Source organism: Roseateles asaccharophilus, assembly GCF_031458115.1.
Taxonomy (GTDB): Bacteria; Pseudomonadota; Gammaproteobacteria; order Burkholderiales; family Burkholderiaceae_C; genus Pelomonas; species Pelomonas asaccharophilus_A.
Map to the genome: position 1 here is coordinate 573,681 of NZ_JAVDXV010000001.1, position 15,244 is coordinate 588,924.

The following is a 15,244-nucleotide window of genomic DNA, read 5'->3' on the forward strand; positions in this document are numbered from 1 at the left end:
GGTCGCAAAGGAGCATCAAGCCCATGCCCGCCGATCCCAAGCTTGTTCTGACGCGCCGCCACTGGCGCATCCTGGCGCTGGCCCTGCTGGTGGCCATCGTCCCCGCGGCCAAGGCGCAGGACGCAGAGCGCGACCCGCCGTCGCGCGCCGCGCGCGTGGTGGACGTCGTCGGCGACGCCTGGCTGTTCGACCACGACACCCGCGAATGGACCCGCCTCACGCGCAACCAGACGGTGGGCGAGGGCGACCGCGTGCGCACCGACGAGCGCGGCCGCGTGTCGCTGCGCGTGGGCTCCACGACGATCTGGGTGGACGAGCGCAGCGATCTGGAACTGAGCCAGCTGGACGACGGCCAGACGCTGCTGCAGGTGGACCGCGGCGACGTGGCGCTGCGCCTGCGCAATGCCGAGAACGCGGCCGAGACGCGGCTGCGCACCCGTGAGGGCACGGCCCAGCCGGAGCGCGAGGGACTGTACCGCGTGGAGCAGCTGGACCGCGGCAGCAAGGCCTATGTGTGGCAAGGGCGCCTGCGATTCGAATGGTCTCGCAGTGCGGCACCGACGGTGCTGGGCACCGGCGAGCAGGCCGAGTTCTGGTGGCCCGACGGGCCACGTGTCGAACGCGGCCCGCTGCACGCCGACGGCTTCGGCGACTGGGTGCTGGCCGAAAGCCGCGAGGAGGGCGACCGCCCCGTCGCGCGCTATGTGTCGCCGGAGATGACCGGTGCCGAAGACCTGGACCGCTACGGCCGCTGGGAGTCGTCGTCCGAGTACGGCAATGTATGGATTCCCACCACGCTGGTCGTCGCCGACTGGGCGCCGTACCGCTATGGCCGCTGGGCCTGGTCGCGCCACTGGGGCTGGACCTGGGTGGATGACGCGCCCTGGGGCTTCGCGCCCTTCCACTATGGCCGCTGGGTCAGCTGGGGTGGCCGCTGGTGCTGGGCGCCGGGCGCCTATGTGCATCGCCCTGTCTACGCGCCGGCGCTGGTCGGCTGGGTCGGTGGCGGCAACGTCAGCGTGGGCATCAGCATCGGTGGCGGCCACCGCCCGCCGCCGCCGCGCTATGGCTGGTATCCGCTGGCGCCGCGCGAGGTCTATGTGCCCAGCTACCGCCACGGCCCGCGCTATGTGCACCGCATCAACGACCCGCGCGACGTGCGCGACCCGGTGACCGTCAAGCGCCCGCACCGCTACCGCGACGAGCCCAGGGCCGTCAGCACGCTGCCGGCGCCGGGCGCAGGCATCCAGCCGCTGCCGGTGCGCGGCCCCGACCGCAAGCCCGAGCCGGGCTGGAACCGCCCGCTGCCCACGGCCCCCGGCCGCGGCGACCTGGCGGCGCAGCTGCCCACCGTGCCGGTGGTGCGCACACCCGAGGCGGAACAGCGCCAGCGTGAACGCGAAGCCGGCATGGGCTGGCGCAGCGACAGCCAGATGCCCTGGCGCCGTGATGGCCAGCCGTCGCGCTCGCCCGATCGCCCGGTGGCGCAGCCGACCGCGCCGGCGATGGCGCAACCACAGCCGCAACCGCAGTTGCCCGCGCAGCCCCAGCCGGCACCGGTCGTCCAGCCGAGGCCGTCCTTCGAGACGCCGCGCGCCGGTGGCGACGGCAACATGCCCTGGCGTGCACAGGACCGTCGCGACGAGCGCAGGGAAGAACGTCGTGAAGAGCGTCGAGAGGAGCCGCGCCGCTGGGTGCAGCCGGTGCCGCAGGTCGAGCAACCACGCGCCGCGCCGATGCCGGAGCGTCCGCCGCAAGTCGAGCAGCCGCGCCGCGTCGAGATGCCCATGCGTCAGGCCAGCCCGGAGCCGCGCATGCAGATGCCGCAGCCACAACCTCAGCCGCAAGCCCAGCCGCAGCCCCAGCAGCGCGCCCCCTCGCGCGACGCCGGCCCGCAGCGCGGCCGCCAGGACGGCGTGCCGCAGCGCGAGCGCTGAAGCCTCAGAGCAGCGGCTTCAGCGCCGGCCAGACGTTGTCCAGCATCGTCGGATGCGCCTTGGCCAGCGGATGGATGCGGTCGGGCTGGAACCACTCCAGCGCGTCTTTGCGGTCCGCCACGCCCTTCAGCAGGAAGGGCACGAGGCCCGAGCGCGTCTGCTTGGCGACCTCGGTGAACAAGCCCTCGAAGTCGCTGGCATAGCGGGCGCCGTAGTTGGGCGGCACCTGCATGCCCACGACGACGACCTTGGCGCCGGCCTGCTGGGCCGCGCGCGCCATCGCGAGCAGGTTGTCGCGCGTGGTCGTCAGCGGCAGGCCGCGCAGCGCGTCGTTGCCGCCCAGCTCGATGATGACGATGGCCGGCTTGTTCGTGCGCAGCGCCGCGGGCAGCCGGCTGCGGCCGCCGGCCGTCGTGTCGCCGCTGATGCTGGCGTTGACGACGCGATGCGGCTTCTTCTGCTCGGCCAGGCGCTTCTGCAGCAAGGCTACCCAGCCGGTGCCCGCCGCGATGCCGTATTCAGCCGACAGGCTGTCGCCGACCACCAGCACGACAGGTGCTTCGGCGGCAGCCATGACCCCTGACGTCCAGCCGGCCAGCACCCCCAGGCTAAAGTGCGCCACCCACGTTCGCCGCCGCAGTCCCGACATGCCTGAAGTCCTCGTCCAAGTTGAGCAGATCACCAAGCGCGTCCAGGACGCCACTGGGGAGCTGACGATTCTGCATGACATCAGCTTCGCGCTGACCGCGCAGGAATCCGTCGCCATCGTGGGTGCCTCGGGCTCGGGCAAGAGCACGCTGCTGGCCATCCTCGCGGGCCTGGACAAGCCCAGCACCGGTACGGTGAAGCTGCGCGGCCAAGACTTGTTCGTGCTGGACGAGGACCAACGCGCGGCCGTGCGCGCCAAGGAGCTGGGCTTCGTGTTCCAGAGCTTTCAGCTGTTGCCGAATCTCACCGCGCTGGAAAACGTGATGCTGCCGCTGGAGCTGCGCGGCGACGCCGCGGCGCGCGACAAGGCTGCCGCCATGCTGGCGCGCGTGGGCCTGGGCGAGCGCCTGGGGCACTACCCGCGCGTGCTGTCGGGCGGCGAGCAGCAGCGCGTGGCGCTGGCGCGCGCTTTCGTGCAGCGGCCGGCGTTGTTGCTGGCGGACGAGCCCACCGGCAGCCTGGACTTCGCGACCGGCGCGTCGGTGATGGAGCTGATGTTCGAGTTGAACCGCGAAGCCGGCACGACGCTGGTGCTGGTCACGCACGACCGCGAGATCGCGGCGCGCTGCGAGCGTCAGTTGCGCATCGAGGCAGGCCGGCTCGCGGCCTGATCAGGCCAGCGCCTGATCGAAGTCGGCCATCAGGTCTTCGGCCGCTTCCAGCCCCACCGACAGCCGCACCAGCCCTTCGGCGATGCCCATCGCGGCGCGCGCCTCGGCGCCCATCTCCCAGAAGATGGTGGGCGCCACCGGGATGATCAGCGTGCGCGTGTCGGCCAAGCCGGTGGCCTTCAGCGGCAGGCGCAGGCGGTTGATGACCTCGTGGAGCTTCGCCGCGTCGCGCAGTTCGAAGGCCATCATCCACGAGCCGCTGCCGAACCAGTCGCGCGCGCGCTGGTGCTCGGGGTGGCTCTCTAGCATCGGGTAGTGCACGGCGGCGATGGCGGGGTGAGCGGCCAGGTGGCGCGCCAGCGCCAGCGCGGTGTCGCTGCTGCGCGTGAGGCGCAGCTCCAGCGTCTCCATGCCGACGAGGATGCGGTGCGCGGCCTCGCTGGACAGCGTGCCGCCCATGTCGCGCAAGCCCTTCTTGCGGATCTGCTGCAGGCCCCAGCCTTTGGCATCGCCCTTGCGGTAGGCGGCAAAGATGTTGGGGTAGCCGGCCCAGTCGAAGCAGCCGGTGTCGGTGATGGCGCCGCCCAGCGCCTCGCCGTGGCCGGCGATGGTCTTGGTCAGCGAGTTCATGACCAGGCCGGCGCCGAAGCGCTTGGGCTGGCACAGCGCGGGCGACGTGACGGTGTTGTCCACCACGTACAGCAGGCCCAGCTCGCGGCACAGCGCGCCTATGCCTTCCAGGTCGGGAATGCGGGTGCTGGGGTTGGCCATGGTCTCGACGAAGACCATGCGCGTCTGGGGCCGCACGGCCGCGCGCACGGCGGCCACGTCGCCGGCATCCACGCGGCTCACTGCCACACCGAGGTCTTCCAGCGTCTGGAAGAAGCTGTTGGTGTTGCCGAACACGCGCGAGCTGGTGACGAGGTGGTCGCCGGCCTTCAGCAGCGTCAGGAACAGTGCGCTGAGGGCGGCCATGCCGGTGGCGAAGCTGATGGAGCCCACCCCGCCTTCCAACTCGGTGACGACGCGCTCCAGCACGGCCGTCGTGGGCGTGCCCTGGCGGGCGTAGTTGAAGGCGCCCTTGTTCGTGCCCTGGAACACGCCGATCAGGTCTTCCACACGCTCGTGGGCGTACTGCACGGACGGATGGATGGTGGCGTGCACGCCGCCGAACTGGGCGTCGCCGCCGGTGGCGTGAACGAGTCGGGTGCTGAGGGCGTCGGACATGGTGTGGGCTCCAGATGGCACAAGACCCGCCGGGGCGGGTCTTTTCAGGACTGCCCGCCGGGGCGGGTCTTGTCGGTGCGACCCGCCGTGCGGGAATCAATCAGCGCGGCGTGAACTTGTAGTCCGTCTTGGCCTTGTCGACCAGGCTTTGCTGGTATTCGGCCATCTTGGTCTGTTCGATTCGCTGCTTGATCTGCGCCTTCACGTCGTCGAAGGCCGGGAAGGTCGCGGCGCGGGTGTCTTCCAGCTTGATGATGTGGAAGCCGAACTGGCTCTTCACCGGTTCCTGCGTCATCTCGCCCTTCTTCAGTGCGGTCATGGCCTTGCTGAATTCGGGCACGAAGTTGTTGGGGTTGGCGAAGTCCAGGTCGCCGCCGTTCTGGGCCGAGCCGGTGTCCTTGGAGTTGGCCTTGGCCAGTTCCTCGAAGTTGCCGCCGGCCTTGATCTTCTCGATCAGCGCCTTGGCGTCCTCTTCCTTCTCGACCAGGATGTGGCGGGCGCGGTATTCCTCGCCGCTGTTGGCGGCCTTGAACTTGTCGTACTCGGCCTGTGCGTCGGCGTCGCTGACCGGGTTCTTGGCACGATAGTCTTCCATCAGGCCGCGGATCAGCAGCATCTGGCGGGCCAGTTCCATCTGGGCCTTGTAGTCGGCCGTCTGCGGCACGCCGGCCTTCTCGGCGGCCTGCATGAAGATCTCGCGGCGCACGACCTCGTCCTTGACCTGGGCTTCCAGTTCGGGCGTGCGTTGCTGCTGGCCGCTCTTCGTGACCTGCTGCAGCAGCGTCTCGAGGCGGGCCTTGGGCACGGGCTTGCCGTTGACGGTCGCGATGTTCTGCGCAATTGCGGCGGCCGGCGACAGTGCCGAGATGGTGGCCGCAACGACGGCGGCAAGCGCAAGCTTCTTCATGGGTGGGAGATGGATCAGGCTAAAAAAATCGCGCCCGGATCGGGCGCGCGGTTCGATCAATGCTGATCTGTCAGGGTTCACCCGGTGCCTTGGCATCAATGGCCAGGGCGTGGATGCCGCGCTGCATCAGGTCAGACAGGCAATGATAGACGAGGCGGTGACGGGCCACGCGTTGCAGGCCGGTAAAGCGTTCTGACCGGACAGTCACGTGAAAGTGCCCCCCTTCGCGGGCGCCCGCGTGGCCGGCGTGATCGGCGCTGTCGTCACGCAAGACGAACTCCAGCGGCGCCAGTTCGGCGCGCAGCCGCGCCTCGATCTCGGCGGCGATGCTCACGGCTTGGAGTCCTCTTCCTGCTGCGGCAGGTGCTTGCTCATGTAGACGCCTTGCGCCAGCGTGAACAGCAGGATCAGCCCGGTCACGCCGAAGACCTTGAAGTTGGCCCAGGCGGACGTCGAGAAGTTGTAGGCCACGTACAGGTTGACCACGCCCATTGCCGCGAAGAACAGCACCCAGGCGAGGTTGAGCCGCGCCCAGACCGGGTCGGGCAATTGCAGTTCGCCGCCCAGCATGGCCTTGATGAGGTTCTTGCCGAAGGCGGCCTGGGCCAGCCACAGCGTCAGCGCCATGACCCAGTACAGGCCCGTGGGCTTCCACTTGATGAAGGTCTCGTTGTGGAACCAGACGGTGGCGCCGCCCAGCACGACCACCAGCGTCAGGCTGATCCACAACATCAGGTCCACCTTCTGGCCGCGCAGCTTCAGGATGGCGACCTGCGCCAGCGTCGCGATCATGACGACCACGGTGGCCAGCAGCACCGGTGCCTCCGAAGCGCCGACGACGCCGCCCTGCACCAGGAAGCCGAAGTGCTCGGTCGCGAACGCGGCGGCCATGTCGGGATTGCCTTCGGCGCCCTTGAACGCAACGAAGAACAGGATCAGCGGGAGGAAGTCGAGCAGCAGCTTCATGGTGGATCAGTCGAGGACGGAGCGACTCGCTCCGCTCGGGCGGTGGGCTCCCGAGTTCAAGGATTGTCTTTCACGAAATCGATGGACGCGGAGTTGATGCAGTAACGCTCGCCGGTGGGCTCGGGGCCGTCGGGGAACACATGGCCCAGGTGCGAGCCGCATTTGTTGCAGCGCACCTCCACGCGCACCATGCCGTGGCTGTGGTCCACCACGCGCTCGATGACCTCGCTGTTGACCGGCGCCCAGTAGCTGGGCCAGCCGCAGCCGGCGTCGAACTTGGTGCCGGACTCGAACAGCGGCGTGCCGCAGCCGATGCAGTTGTAGTGGCCGTCCTTGAAGTGGTCCCAGTACTTGCCGGTGAAGGCACGTTCGGTCGCCGCATGGCGGGCGACCTGGTACTGCATGGGGTCCAGCTGCTCGCGCCATTCGGCGTCGGTCTTCTGGACGGGATAGGGCTTGTCGGAATCGTGCTTCATGATGAACAGGACACTTCCAGGGTTTGGGCCCAGTCGGGCGGCAGCGCCGCGTCGCTGGGAAGAATCGGTTCGTCGAACGGGCAGCTCAGAACTTTCAGCAGCCGCTCGGTTTCGCTGAAGTCGCCTTGATCGGCGGCGCGGATGGCGCCTTCGGCCAGGTGGTTGCGCAGCACGACGGCCGGGTTCACGGCCAGCATGCGCGCCTCGGCATCCGGCGCGGTGCGGGCGTGCCAGCGGGCCAGCCAGGCGTCCAGCGCGTCGCGGTTGATGAACAGATCGCGCAGCGGCTCGGCGTCGGTCAGCGCGCGCGACAGGCGGCGGAACGTGATCGTGAAGTCGGTGCTGGACGCGGCCATCTGCCGCAGCAGGTCGTCGATGAGGGCCTGGTCGCCGTCTTCTTCGCCCTGCAGTCCCAGCTTGGCGCGCATGCGCAGCAGCATCTGCTGCGCGAAGCGCTCGCGGTAGCTCTCCACCGCTTCCAGCAGGCGCTCGCCGCCGGCTTCGGAGCCGTCGTCCACCAGCGGCAGCAGCCCTTGCGCCAGCGCGTGCAGGTTCCAGAACGCGACCGAAGGCTGGCGCGCATAGGCGTAGCGGCCGCGGTCGTCGCTGTGGTTGCAGATGTGGCCGGGGTTGAACGCGTCCATGAAGCCGAACGGGCCGTAGTCCAGCGTCAGGCCCAGCATGGACATGTTGTCGGTGTTCATGACGCCGTGGCAAAAGCCAATGGCCTGCCACTGCGCGATCAGGTCGGCCGTCTGCAGCGACACCTTGCGCAGCAGCGCGACGGCAGGCTCCGGCGCGTCGGCGCATTCGGGTGCATGGTGGGCAATGAACCAGTCGGCCAGGCGGCGCAGCGCGTCCAGCTGGCCGTGATGCGCGAAATGCTCGAAGTGGCCGAAGCGCACGAAGCTGGGCGCCACGCGCGTGACGATGGCGGCGGTCTCGACGGTCTCGCGCAGCACCGGCAGTGGCGAGCCCGTGATGCACAGCGCCCGCGTCGTCGGCACGCCCAGCGCGGCCATCGCCTCGGAGCACAGGAATTCGCGGATGGACGAGCGCAGCACCGCACGGCCGTCGCCGCGACGCGAGTAGGGCGTCAGGCCACCGCCCTTGAGCTGCAACTCCTGCGGGCCCGACGGCGTGGCGACCTCGCCCAGCCACAGCGCGCGGCCGTCGCCCAGCTGGCCGGCCCAGACGCCGAACTGGTGGCCGCTGTAGACGGTGGCCAGCGGCTGCATGCCGGGCCAGGTGGCGTTGCCGGAGAAGACGGCCAGCGCGTTGTCTCGTGTGGTCCAGTCGGCAGGCCAGCCCAGTTGCGCGGCGCAAGCGGGGCTGTGCGCCACCCAGTGAGGATCGGGCAGCCCCTGGGCCGGCAGTTCGGTGAAGAACTCGGATCCCAGCGCCGCAAAGCGATTGGTCCAGACAAGGCCGTCCAGCGGTTTCATCGCACCAGTTTAGTGAGGGGTGCTTGGGCCTTGCTGGCCTGGGTGTTTCCCCGGGGGCTGCGGGTCGCGGTTGTGACGTTACTGGCATGAAACCGCGGGCTAGACTGGGTCGATAAGACCGCCAGGAGACAACCATGGCATTGATGGGCCGGATGATGTCGGCGCCGCTGCTGATCTCGACGCTGCTGACGCACGCCGAGCGGCACGCGGGCGAGACCGAGATCGTCAGCAAGCGGGTCGAAGGCGACCTGCATCGCAGCAACTGGCGCGAGGTGGCGCTGCGCTCGCGCCAGGCCGCGCAGGCGTTCGCGCGGCTGGGCTGCCAGCCCGGCGACCGTGTCGGCACGCTGGCCTGGAACGGCCACCGCCATGTCGAGATCTACTACGGCACGTCGGGCTCGGGCCTGGTGTGCCACACCATCAACCCGCGCCTGTTCCCGGAGCAGATCGTCTGGATCGCCGGCGACGCCGAGGACCGCGTGCTGTGCTTCGACGAGACCTTCCTGCCGCTGGTCGAGAAGATCGCGCCGCTGCTGAAGACCGTGCAGCACTTCGTGCTGATGACGTCGCGCGCCCACATGCCGGCGCAGACGGCCATTCCCAACCTGCTGTGCTTCGACGACCTGCTGGCCGCTGAAGATGGCGACTACGCCTGGCCCTTGTTCGACGAGAACACCGCGTCCAGCATCTGCTACACGTCCGGCACCACGGGCAACCCGAAAGGCGCCGTCTACAGCCACCGCTCCACCGTGCTGCACGCCTACGCGGCGGCGCTGCCTGACGCGATGGACTGCTCCAGCCGCGACGTGATCCTGCCGGTCGTGCCGATGTTCCATGTCAACGCCTGGGGCCTGCCCTACAGCGCGGCGCTGGTGGGCTTCAAGCTGGTGCTGCCCGGGCCGCACCTGGACGGCAAGAGCCTGTACGAACTGTTCGAGGGCGAGAAGGTCACGTTCAGTGCCGGCGTGCCCACCGTGTGGCTGGGCCTGCTGAACTACGTGAAGGCCAACGGCCTGAAGTTCTCGACCTTCAAGCGCACCGTCATCGGCGGCGCGGCTTGCCCGCCGGCGATGATGAAGTCGCTGCAGCAGGACTACGGCATCGAGGTCATCCACGCCTGGGGCATGACGGAGATGTCGCCGCTGGGCACGCTGTCCAAGCTGACGACGCGCCAGCTGAGCCTGCCGGCGGATGCGCAGCAGCGCCTGCTGGAGAAGCAGGGCCGCGTCATCTACGGCGTCGACATGGCCATCATCGACGACGACGGCCGCTCGCTGCCCTGGGATGGCGTCAGTTCCGGCAACCTGGTCGTGCGCGGCCACTGGGTCATCAGCCAGTACTTCAAGAACGACGCGTCGCCGCTGGTCAGCGTCGACGGCGAGCCGGGCTGGTTCCCCACCGGCGACGTGGCCACCATCGATGCCGACGGCTTCATGCAGATCACCGACCGCAGCAAGGACGTCATCAAGTCCGGCGGCGAATGGATCTCGTCCATCGACCTGGAGAACATCGCGATGGCCCACCCGGCCGTGTTCGAGGCCGCCGTCATCGCGGCCCGGCATCCGAAGTGGGACGAGCGCCCGCTGCTGGTGGTCGTCAAGAAGCCGGATGTCACCGTCACGCGTGAGGAGCTGCTGAGCTTCTACGAAGGCCGCATCGCCAAGTGGCAGGTGCCCGACGACGTGGTCTTCGTCACCGAGATCCCGCATACCGCCACCGGCAAGATCCAGAAGCTGAAGCTGCGCGACCAGCTCAAGGACCACCGTCTGCCGACGGCCTGAGCGCGCCCCATCAAGTTCCCGTTCCGTCACAACCACAGGAGACAAGCATGTTCGACATCACTTCGGCCCGCTTCCCGTTGCGTGCACTGACCGCTGCGGCGGCCCTGGCGCTCGCTGCCGGCGCAGCCCAGGCGCAGAAGGGCGAGACCGTCAAGCTCGCCTACATCGACGCGCTGTCCGGCCTGATGGGCCCGGTGGGCCAGAACCAGGTCAAGACCTTCCAGTTCCTGGGCGAGAAGTTCAACAAGAGCAACCCGGCCGGCGTGAAGTTCGAGGTCGTCACCTTCGACAACAAGCTGAGCCCCGCCGAGTCGCTGAACCTGCTGAAGGCCGCGGCCGACCAGGGCATCCGCTACATCATGCAAGGCAACGGCTCCAGCGTCGCGCTGGCGCTGAGCGACGCGGTGCAAAAGCACAACGAGCGCAACCCCGGCAAGGAAATCGTCTACCTGAACTACTCGGCGGTGGACCCGGATCTGACCAACAGCAAGTGCAGCTACTGGCACTTCCGCTTCGACGCCGACACGTCCATGAAGATGGAGGCGATGTCCTCCTTCATCAAGGACCAGCCGGACGTGAAGAAGGTCTTCCTGCTGAACCAGAACTATGCCCACGGCCACCAGGTCGCCAAGTACGCCAAGGAGACGCTGGCCCGCAAGCGCCCGGACATCCAGGTCGTTGGCGAGGACCTGCACCCGCTGGCCCAGGTGCGCGACTTCGCGCCCTACGTCGCCAAGATCAAGGCCAGCGGCGCCGACACCGTCATCACCGGCAACTGGGGCTCCGACCTGGCCCTGCTGGTCAAGGCCGCCAACGAGGCCGGCTACAACGGCAAGTTCTTCACCTACTACACCGGCGTGACCGGCACGCCGACCGCGCTGGGGCAGGGCGGCGCGGGCCGCGTCTACCAGGTGGCCTACAGCCACTACAACATGGGCGGCGAGGTGCAGAAGCTGGCTGACGAGTACAACAAGAAGTTCAACGACGACATGTACACGAACAGCATCCAGCACATCTACACGATGCTGAGCCAGGCCATGGCGAATGCCAAGTCGACGGACCCGGTCAAGGTCGCCGCGGCGCTGGAAGGCCTGAGCGTGAAGAGCTTCAACGGCGAAGTGACGATGCGCAAGACCGACCATCAGCTGCAGCAGCCGCTGTTCATCTCGGTCTGGCAGAAGGCCGACGCCAAGTTCCCGTACAGCCCCGAAAAGACGGGCATGACGCTGGCGCCGGTGAAGCAGTACGACAGCTATGTGTCGTCCACGCCGACCTCGTGCCAGATGAAGCGGCCCGGCTGATCGCCTGAGTCTTTGACCCCGTCGCGCCGTCGTTCAATCGACGGCGCGTTTCCTTGACCCTGCCGGCTGCTGTCTTGGATCAACTCTTCATCAACCTGCTGAACGGCCTGTCGTCCGGCCTGCTGCTGTTCATGCTCAGCTCCGGGCTGACGCTGATCTTCAGCATGATGGGCGTGCTGAACTTCGCACACGCCAGCTTCTACATGGTGGGCGCCTACGTTGCCTACTCGCTGGTGGGCATCGTGGGCTTCTGGCTCGCGCTGCTGTTCGCGCCGCTGGCCGTAGGGGCGCTGGGCGCTGCGTTCGAGCGGCTGGCGCTGCGCCGGGTGCACAAGTTCGGCCATGTGCCCGAGCTGCTGATCACCTTCGGCCTGTCCTACGTCATCCTCGAACTGGTGCAGCTGATCTGGGGCCGCACGGCGGTGCCGTTCACGCCGCCGCCCTCGCTGCAGGGCTCGGCCTTCACCATCGTGTCGCATCCGGTGGAAGGCATGTCGCTGATGCTGGGCAAGGCGGGGCCGGAGATCTGCGCCGCGGCGGGTGTGGCCTGCTCCAACTTCCCGCTCACCAAGGTGTTCATGATGGCCGTGGCGCTGCTGATGCTGCTGGCGCTGTGGCTGCTGCTGACGCGCACCCGCGTGGGCCTGGTCATCCAGGCCTCGTTGACGCATCCCGAGATGGTCGAGGCGCTGGGCCACAACGTGCCGCGCGTGCTGATGCTGGTGTTCGGCAGCGGCTGCGCGCTGGCCGGGCTGGCCGGCGTGGTCGGCGGCATCACCTTCGTGACCGAGCCCAACATGGCCGCCTTCATCGGCGCCATCATTTTCGTGGTCGTCGTGGTGGGCGGCATCGGCTCGCTGGCCGGCGCCTTCGTGGGTTCCATCGTCGTGGGCTTGTTGCAAACGCTGCCGCTGACCATCAACGGCTCGCTGGCGACGCTGCTGAACAGCTTCGGCGCCGGCGTCACGCCCAGCACGCCGGGCTATCCGCTGCTGCGGCTGACCGTCGCCGAAGTCACCCCCATCCTGCCCTACCTGCTGATGGTGCTGATCCTGATCTTCCGGCCCAAGGGCCTCCTGGGTACGCGGGAGGACTGATGAGCAACGCCAAAGAGTTCCACTTCAAGCCGCTCAACGTCGGCCGCTGGATCGTCTGGGGCTTGTTCGCCCTGATCCTGTTCGTCGCGCCGCGCATCTGGACCAGCGGCCTCGCGCAGACCATGCTGACGCAGATGGGCATAGGCATCATTGCCTGCCTGGCCTACAACATGCTGCTGGGCCAGGGCGGCATGCTGAGCTTCGGCCACGCCGTCTACAGCGGCATGGGCGCCTTCCTGACCATCCACGCGCTGAACATGGCCGGTGCCGGCACGCTGGGCATCCCGGTCAGCCTGATCCCGCTGGTGGGTGGCCTGGCCGGCCTGCTGTGCGCGGTGTTCCTGGGCTATGTGTCGACGAAGAAGGCCGGCACGCCATTCGCGATGATCACGCTGGGCATCGGCGAGCTGGTGTTCGCGCTGGCGCTGATGCTGCCGGAGTTCTCGGGCGGCGAGGGCGGCGTGTCCAGCAACCGCGTCATCGGCAAGCCGGTGATGGGCATCTCGTTCGGGCCGCAGATCCAGGTCTACTATCTGGTCGCTGTCTACTGTTTCATCTGCACGGCGCTGATGTTCGCGCTGACGCGCACGCCGCTGGGCCGCATGCTGAACGCCGTGCGCGACAACCCGGAGCGCGTCGAGTTCGTGGGCTACGACACGCACTGGGTGCGTTTCATGATCTTCACGATCTCCGGCTTCTTCGCCGGCATCGCCGGGGGCCTGGGCGCCATCAACACCGAGATCGTCAACGGCGCCGACGTGCTGCATGCGGCGCGCTCCGGCGCCTACCTGCTGTTCACCTTCCTGGGCGGCGCGATGTTCTTCTTCGGCCCCATCATCGGCGCGGTGCTGATGGTGTTCTGCGGCGTCATGCTGGCCGAGCTGACCAAGGCCTGGCTGCTGTACCTGGGCCTGATCTTCCTGTTCATGGTCATGTATGCGCCGGGCGGCATCGCCAGCCTGATCCTGATGAACCTGCGCGTGGCGGCCTTCGGCAAGCTGGGCAAGATCTGGACGTCCTACCTGGCGCTGGCCGGCGCTGCGCTGGCCGCGCTGGTGGGTGCGGCGGCCATGATCGAGATGCTGTACCACCGCCAGCTCAATGAAGCGCTGGGGCCGGAGCTGCGCTTCATGGGCGCCACGCTGAACAGCTCGGGCATTGATGCCTGGTTCGGTGCCGGTCTCCTGATCGTCGTGGGCTGCGCGTTGTTCGAGCTGGCGCGGCGCCACTATGTGCACCAGTGGGGCGAGATCCAGGAAGACATCGAGAAGGAAATCAAACGTCGGGAGGCTCTATGAGCTACGCGCTTGAACTGCGCGATGTGCGCAAGAGCTTCGGCAAGAGCGAGATCATCCGCGGCGCCAACCTGGCCGTGCAGGCCGGCGAGCGCGTGGCCATCATCGGCCCCAACGGTGCCGGCAAGAGCACGCTGTTCAACCTGATCAGCGGCCGCTTCGCGCCCACGTCGGGCGAGATCCATCTGCACGGTCAGCGCATCCAGGGCAAGAAGCCCTTCGAGATCAACCGGCTGGGCCTGTCGCGCAGCTTCCAGGTGTCCAACCTGTTCACGCGGCTGTCGGTGTTCGAGAACATCCGCTGCGCGGTGCTGTGGAGCCTGGGCCACCGCTACGCGTTCTGGAAGTTCCTGGCCGACCTGGACGATGCCAACGACCGCGCCGAGCAGATCCTGGAGATGCTCAAGCTCGACAAGCGCCGAGACGTGCTGGCCATGAACCTCACCTATGCCGAGGCGCGTGCGCTGGAGATCGGCATCACCATCGCGGGCGGCTCCAGCGTCATCCTGCTGGACGAACCCACGGCCGGCATGAGCAAGAGCGAGACCAAGCGCTTCATCCAGCTGATCCGCGACGTGACGGTGGGCAAGACGCTGCTGACCGTGGAGCACGACATGGGCGTCGTGTTCGGGCTGGCCGACAAGATCGCGGTGCTGGTCTACGGCGAGGTCATTGCCTTCGACACGCCGGAGGCGGTGCGCGCGAATGCGAAGGTGCAGGAGGCCTATCTGGGTTCGGTGCTGGCCGAGCAGCAGGCGGCAGGAGCGGCGGCATGAGTGATCCGCGAACCCTGAAGCTGGACAACGTCCACGCGTTCTACGGCAAGAGCCATGTACTGCACGGCGTCAGCATGCAGGTCAACCCGGGCGAGATCGTCAGCCTGCTGGGCCGCAACGGCGCGGGCCGCTCCACGATGGTCAAGACCATCATGGGCCAGGTCGATGCCAAGGGCTCGGTGCTGTGGGGCGACAGGGAACTGGTGGGCCGCGAGGCCTACGAGATCGCGCATCTGGGCATCGGCTACGTGCCCGAGAACCGCGACATCTTCCCCAAGCTCACCGTGCACCAGAACCTGATGCTGGGCGAGAAGACCAAGAACAAGAGCCCGCGCTGGAGCTTCGACGACATGTACCGCATGTTCCCGCGGCTCAAGGAGCGCCAGCACACCGAGGCCGGCGTGCTGTCGGGCGGCGAGCAGCAGATGCTCACGCTGTGCCGGACGCTGATGGGCGACCCCGACCTCATCATGATCGACGAGCCCACCGAAGGCCTGGCGCCCAAGATCGTCGAGCTGGTGGCCGAGTACCTGAAGGAACTGAAGAACCGCGGCATCGCCGTGCTGCTGGTCGAGCAGAAGCTGGCCATCGCGCTGGAGATCTCCGAGCGCTGCTACGTGATGGGCCACGGTCGCATCGTGTTCGAGGGCAGCCCCGCAGACCTGCGCGCCAACGCCTACATCCGCAAGGAGTGGCTGGAGGTCTAGAACGGGGCCC

The 15,244-nt window shown here is 68.0% G+C and carries 15 protein-coding genes; 8 read left to right on the top strand and 7 right to left on the bottom strand.

Going from position 1 to position 15,244, the window contains the following annotated elements:
* Positions 1–23: 23 nt before the first annotated feature.
* On the top strand, positions 24–1,937 hold the full coding sequence (locus J2X21_RS02560; RefSeq protein WP_310324476.1) for a DUF6600 domain-containing protein: 1,914 nt from the start codon (positions 24–26) through the stop codon (positions 1,935–1,937).
* A 4-nt stretch (positions 1,938–1,941) separates the two neighbouring features.
* Here J2X21_RS02560 and J2X21_RS02565 read toward each other — a convergent pair whose 3' ends face one another.
* Positions 1,942–2,511, bottom strand: coding sequence for an arylesterase (locus tag J2X21_RS02565; protein ID WP_310324478.1), 570 nt, complete (start codon positions 2,509–2,511; stop codon positions 1,942–1,944).
* Between the two features lie 73 nt (positions 2,512–2,584).
* Between J2X21_RS02565 and J2X21_RS02570 the strand changes: the two genes are divergently transcribed.
* A complete protein-coding gene (locus tag J2X21_RS02570) occupies positions 2,585–3,256 on the top strand; it encodes an ABC transporter ATP-binding protein (protein ID WP_310324481.1) in 672 nt (223 codons plus the stop codon).
* Here the strand turns inward: J2X21_RS02570 and J2X21_RS02575 are convergent, their stop codons facing one another.
* From J2X21_RS02575 to J2X21_RS02600, 6 genes are all read right to left on the bottom strand, one after another.
* A complete protein-coding gene (locus J2X21_RS02575) occupies positions 3,257–4,483 on the bottom strand; it encodes a cystathionine gamma-synthase family protein (protein ID WP_310324485.1) in 1,227 nt (408 codons plus the stop codon). It abuts the gene before it with no gap.
* A 100-nt stretch (positions 4,484–4,583) separates the two neighbouring features.
* The gene (locus tag J2X21_RS02580) at positions 4,584–5,390 is read right to left on the bottom strand and encodes a peptidylprolyl isomerase (protein WP_310324487.1); all 807 of its coding nucleotides are present in this window, start codon (positions 5,388–5,390) and stop codon (positions 4,584–4,586) included.
* A 70-nt stretch (positions 5,391–5,460) separates the two neighbouring features.
* Positions 5,461–5,724: a BolA family protein gene (locus tag J2X21_RS02585; RefSeq protein ID WP_310324489.1), complete on the bottom strand. Its 264-nt coding sequence runs from the start codon at positions 5,722–5,724 to the stop codon at positions 5,461–5,463.
* Complete coding sequence (locus tag J2X21_RS02590; RefSeq protein ID WP_310324491.1) at positions 5,721–6,356, bottom strand: septation protein A; 636 nt, start codon at positions 6,354–6,356, stop codon at positions 5,721–5,723. The genes J2X21_RS02585 and J2X21_RS02590 overlap by 4 nt, the downstream gene beginning before the upstream one ends.
* Before the next feature lie 56 nt (positions 6,357–6,412).
* Positions 6,413–6,832: a peptide-methionine (R)-S-oxide reductase MsrB gene (msrB, locus tag J2X21_RS02595; RefSeq protein ID WP_310324493.1), complete on the bottom strand. Its 420-nt coding sequence runs from the start codon at positions 6,830–6,832 to the stop codon at positions 6,413–6,415.
* The gene (locus J2X21_RS02600) at positions 6,829–8,277 is read right to left on the bottom strand and encodes a protein adenylyltransferase SelO (protein ID WP_310324495.1); all 1,449 of its coding nucleotides are present in this window, start codon (positions 8,275–8,277) and stop codon (positions 6,829–6,831) included. Before J2X21_RS02600 ends, msrB begins: the two co-directional genes overlap by 4 nt.
* A gap of 134 nt (positions 8,278–8,411) precedes the next feature.
* On the opposite strand from J2X21_RS02600, the gene J2X21_RS02605 reads away from it, so the two are divergent.
* The 6 genes from J2X21_RS02605 to J2X21_RS02630 all read left to right on the top strand — a co-directional run bounded on the left by J2X21_RS02605 (position 8,412) and on the right by J2X21_RS02630 (position 15,234).
* Positions 8,412–10,058 carry a 3-(methylthio)propionyl-CoA ligase gene (locus J2X21_RS02605; protein WP_310324497.1) on the top strand — a complete coding sequence of 549 codons (1,647 nt, stop codon included), beginning with the start codon at positions 8,412–8,414 and terminating at the stop codon, positions 10,056–10,058.
* A gap of 47 nt (positions 10,059–10,105) precedes the next feature.
* A complete protein-coding gene (locus tag J2X21_RS02610) occupies positions 10,106–11,359 on the top strand; it encodes a branched-chain amino acid ABC transporter substrate-binding protein (protein WP_310324499.1) in 1,254 nt (417 codons plus the stop codon).
* Between the two features lie 131 nt (positions 11,360–11,490).
* Positions 11,491–12,456, top strand: a complete 966-nt coding sequence (locus J2X21_RS02615; RefSeq protein ID WP_404666571.1) for a branched-chain amino acid ABC transporter permease — start codon at positions 11,491–11,493, stop codon at positions 12,454–12,456.
* Positions 12,456–13,754, top strand: coding sequence for a branched-chain amino acid ABC transporter permease (locus J2X21_RS02620; protein WP_310324503.1), 1,299 nt, complete (start codon positions 12,456–12,458; stop codon positions 13,752–13,754). The genes J2X21_RS02615 and J2X21_RS02620 overlap by 1 nt, the downstream gene beginning before the upstream one ends.
* Entirely contained in the window at positions 13,751–14,527 is a 777-nt protein-coding gene (locus J2X21_RS02625; RefSeq protein ID WP_310324505.1) for an ABC transporter ATP-binding protein, read from the top strand. The genes J2X21_RS02620 and J2X21_RS02625 overlap by 4 nt, the downstream gene beginning before the upstream one ends.
* Positions 14,524–15,234 (top strand): ABC transporter ATP-binding protein, encoded by a 711-nt coding sequence (locus J2X21_RS02630; RefSeq protein ID WP_310324508.1) that lies wholly within the window; start codon positions 14,524–14,526, stop codon positions 15,232–15,234. Before J2X21_RS02625 ends, J2X21_RS02630 begins: the two co-directional genes overlap by 4 nt.
* The last annotated feature ends 10 nt before the right edge of the window (positions 15,235–15,244 follow it).

Excerpts from the sequence above, each read along its gene's own strand:
- J2X21_RS02620 (WP_310324503.1), top strand. The coding sequence starts at position 12,456 with ATGAGCAACGCCAAAGAGTTCCACTTCAAGCCGCTCAACGTCGGCCGC.
- J2X21_RS02560 (WP_310324476.1), top strand. The coding sequence starts at position 24 with ATGCCCGCCGATCCCAAGCTTGTTCTGACGCGCCGCCACTGGCGCATC.
- J2X21_RS02605 (WP_310324497.1), top strand. The coding sequence starts at position 8,412 with ATGGCATTGATGGGCCGGATGATGTCGGCGCCGCTGCTGATCTCGACG.
- J2X21_RS02610 (WP_310324499.1), top strand. The coding sequence starts at position 10,106 with ATGTTCGACATCACTTCGGCCCGCTTCCCGTTGCGTGCACTGACCGCT.
- J2X21_RS02575 (WP_310324485.1), bottom strand. The coding sequence starts at position 4,483 with ATGTCCGACGCCCTCAGCACCCGACTCGTTCACGCCACCGGCGGCGAC.
- J2X21_RS02615 (WP_404666571.1), top strand. The coding sequence starts at position 11,491 with ATGCTCAGCTCCGGGCTGACGCTGATCTTCAGCATGATGGGCGTGCTG.
- J2X21_RS02630 (WP_310324508.1), top strand. The coding sequence starts at position 14,524 with ATGAGTGATCCGCGAACCCTGAAGCTGGACAACGTCCACGCGTTCTAC.
- J2X21_RS02570 (WP_310324481.1), top strand. The coding sequence starts at position 2,585 with ATGCCTGAAGTCCTCGTCCAAGTTGAGCAGATCACCAAGCGCGTCCAG.
- J2X21_RS02590 (WP_310324491.1), bottom strand. The coding sequence starts at position 6,356 with ATGAAGCTGCTGCTCGACTTCCTCCCGCTGATCCTGTTCTTCGTTGCG.
- msrB (WP_310324493.1), bottom strand. The coding sequence starts at position 6,832 with ATGAAGCACGATTCCGACAAGCCCTATCCCGTCCAGAAGACCGACGCC.
- J2X21_RS02625 (WP_310324505.1), top strand. The coding sequence starts at position 13,751 with ATGAGCTACGCGCTTGAACTGCGCGATGTGCGCAAGAGCTTCGGCAAG.
- J2X21_RS02580 (WP_310324487.1), bottom strand. The coding sequence starts at position 5,390 with ATGAAGAAGCTTGCGCTTGCCGCCGTCGTTGCGGCCACCATCTCGGCA.
- J2X21_RS02600 (WP_310324495.1), bottom strand. The coding sequence starts at position 8,277 with ATGAAACCGCTGGACGGCCTTGTCTGGACCAATCGCTTTGCGGCGCTG.
- J2X21_RS02565 (WP_310324478.1), bottom strand. The coding sequence starts at position 2,511 with ATGGCTGCCGCCGAAGCACCTGTCGTGCTGGTGGTCGGCGACAGCCTG.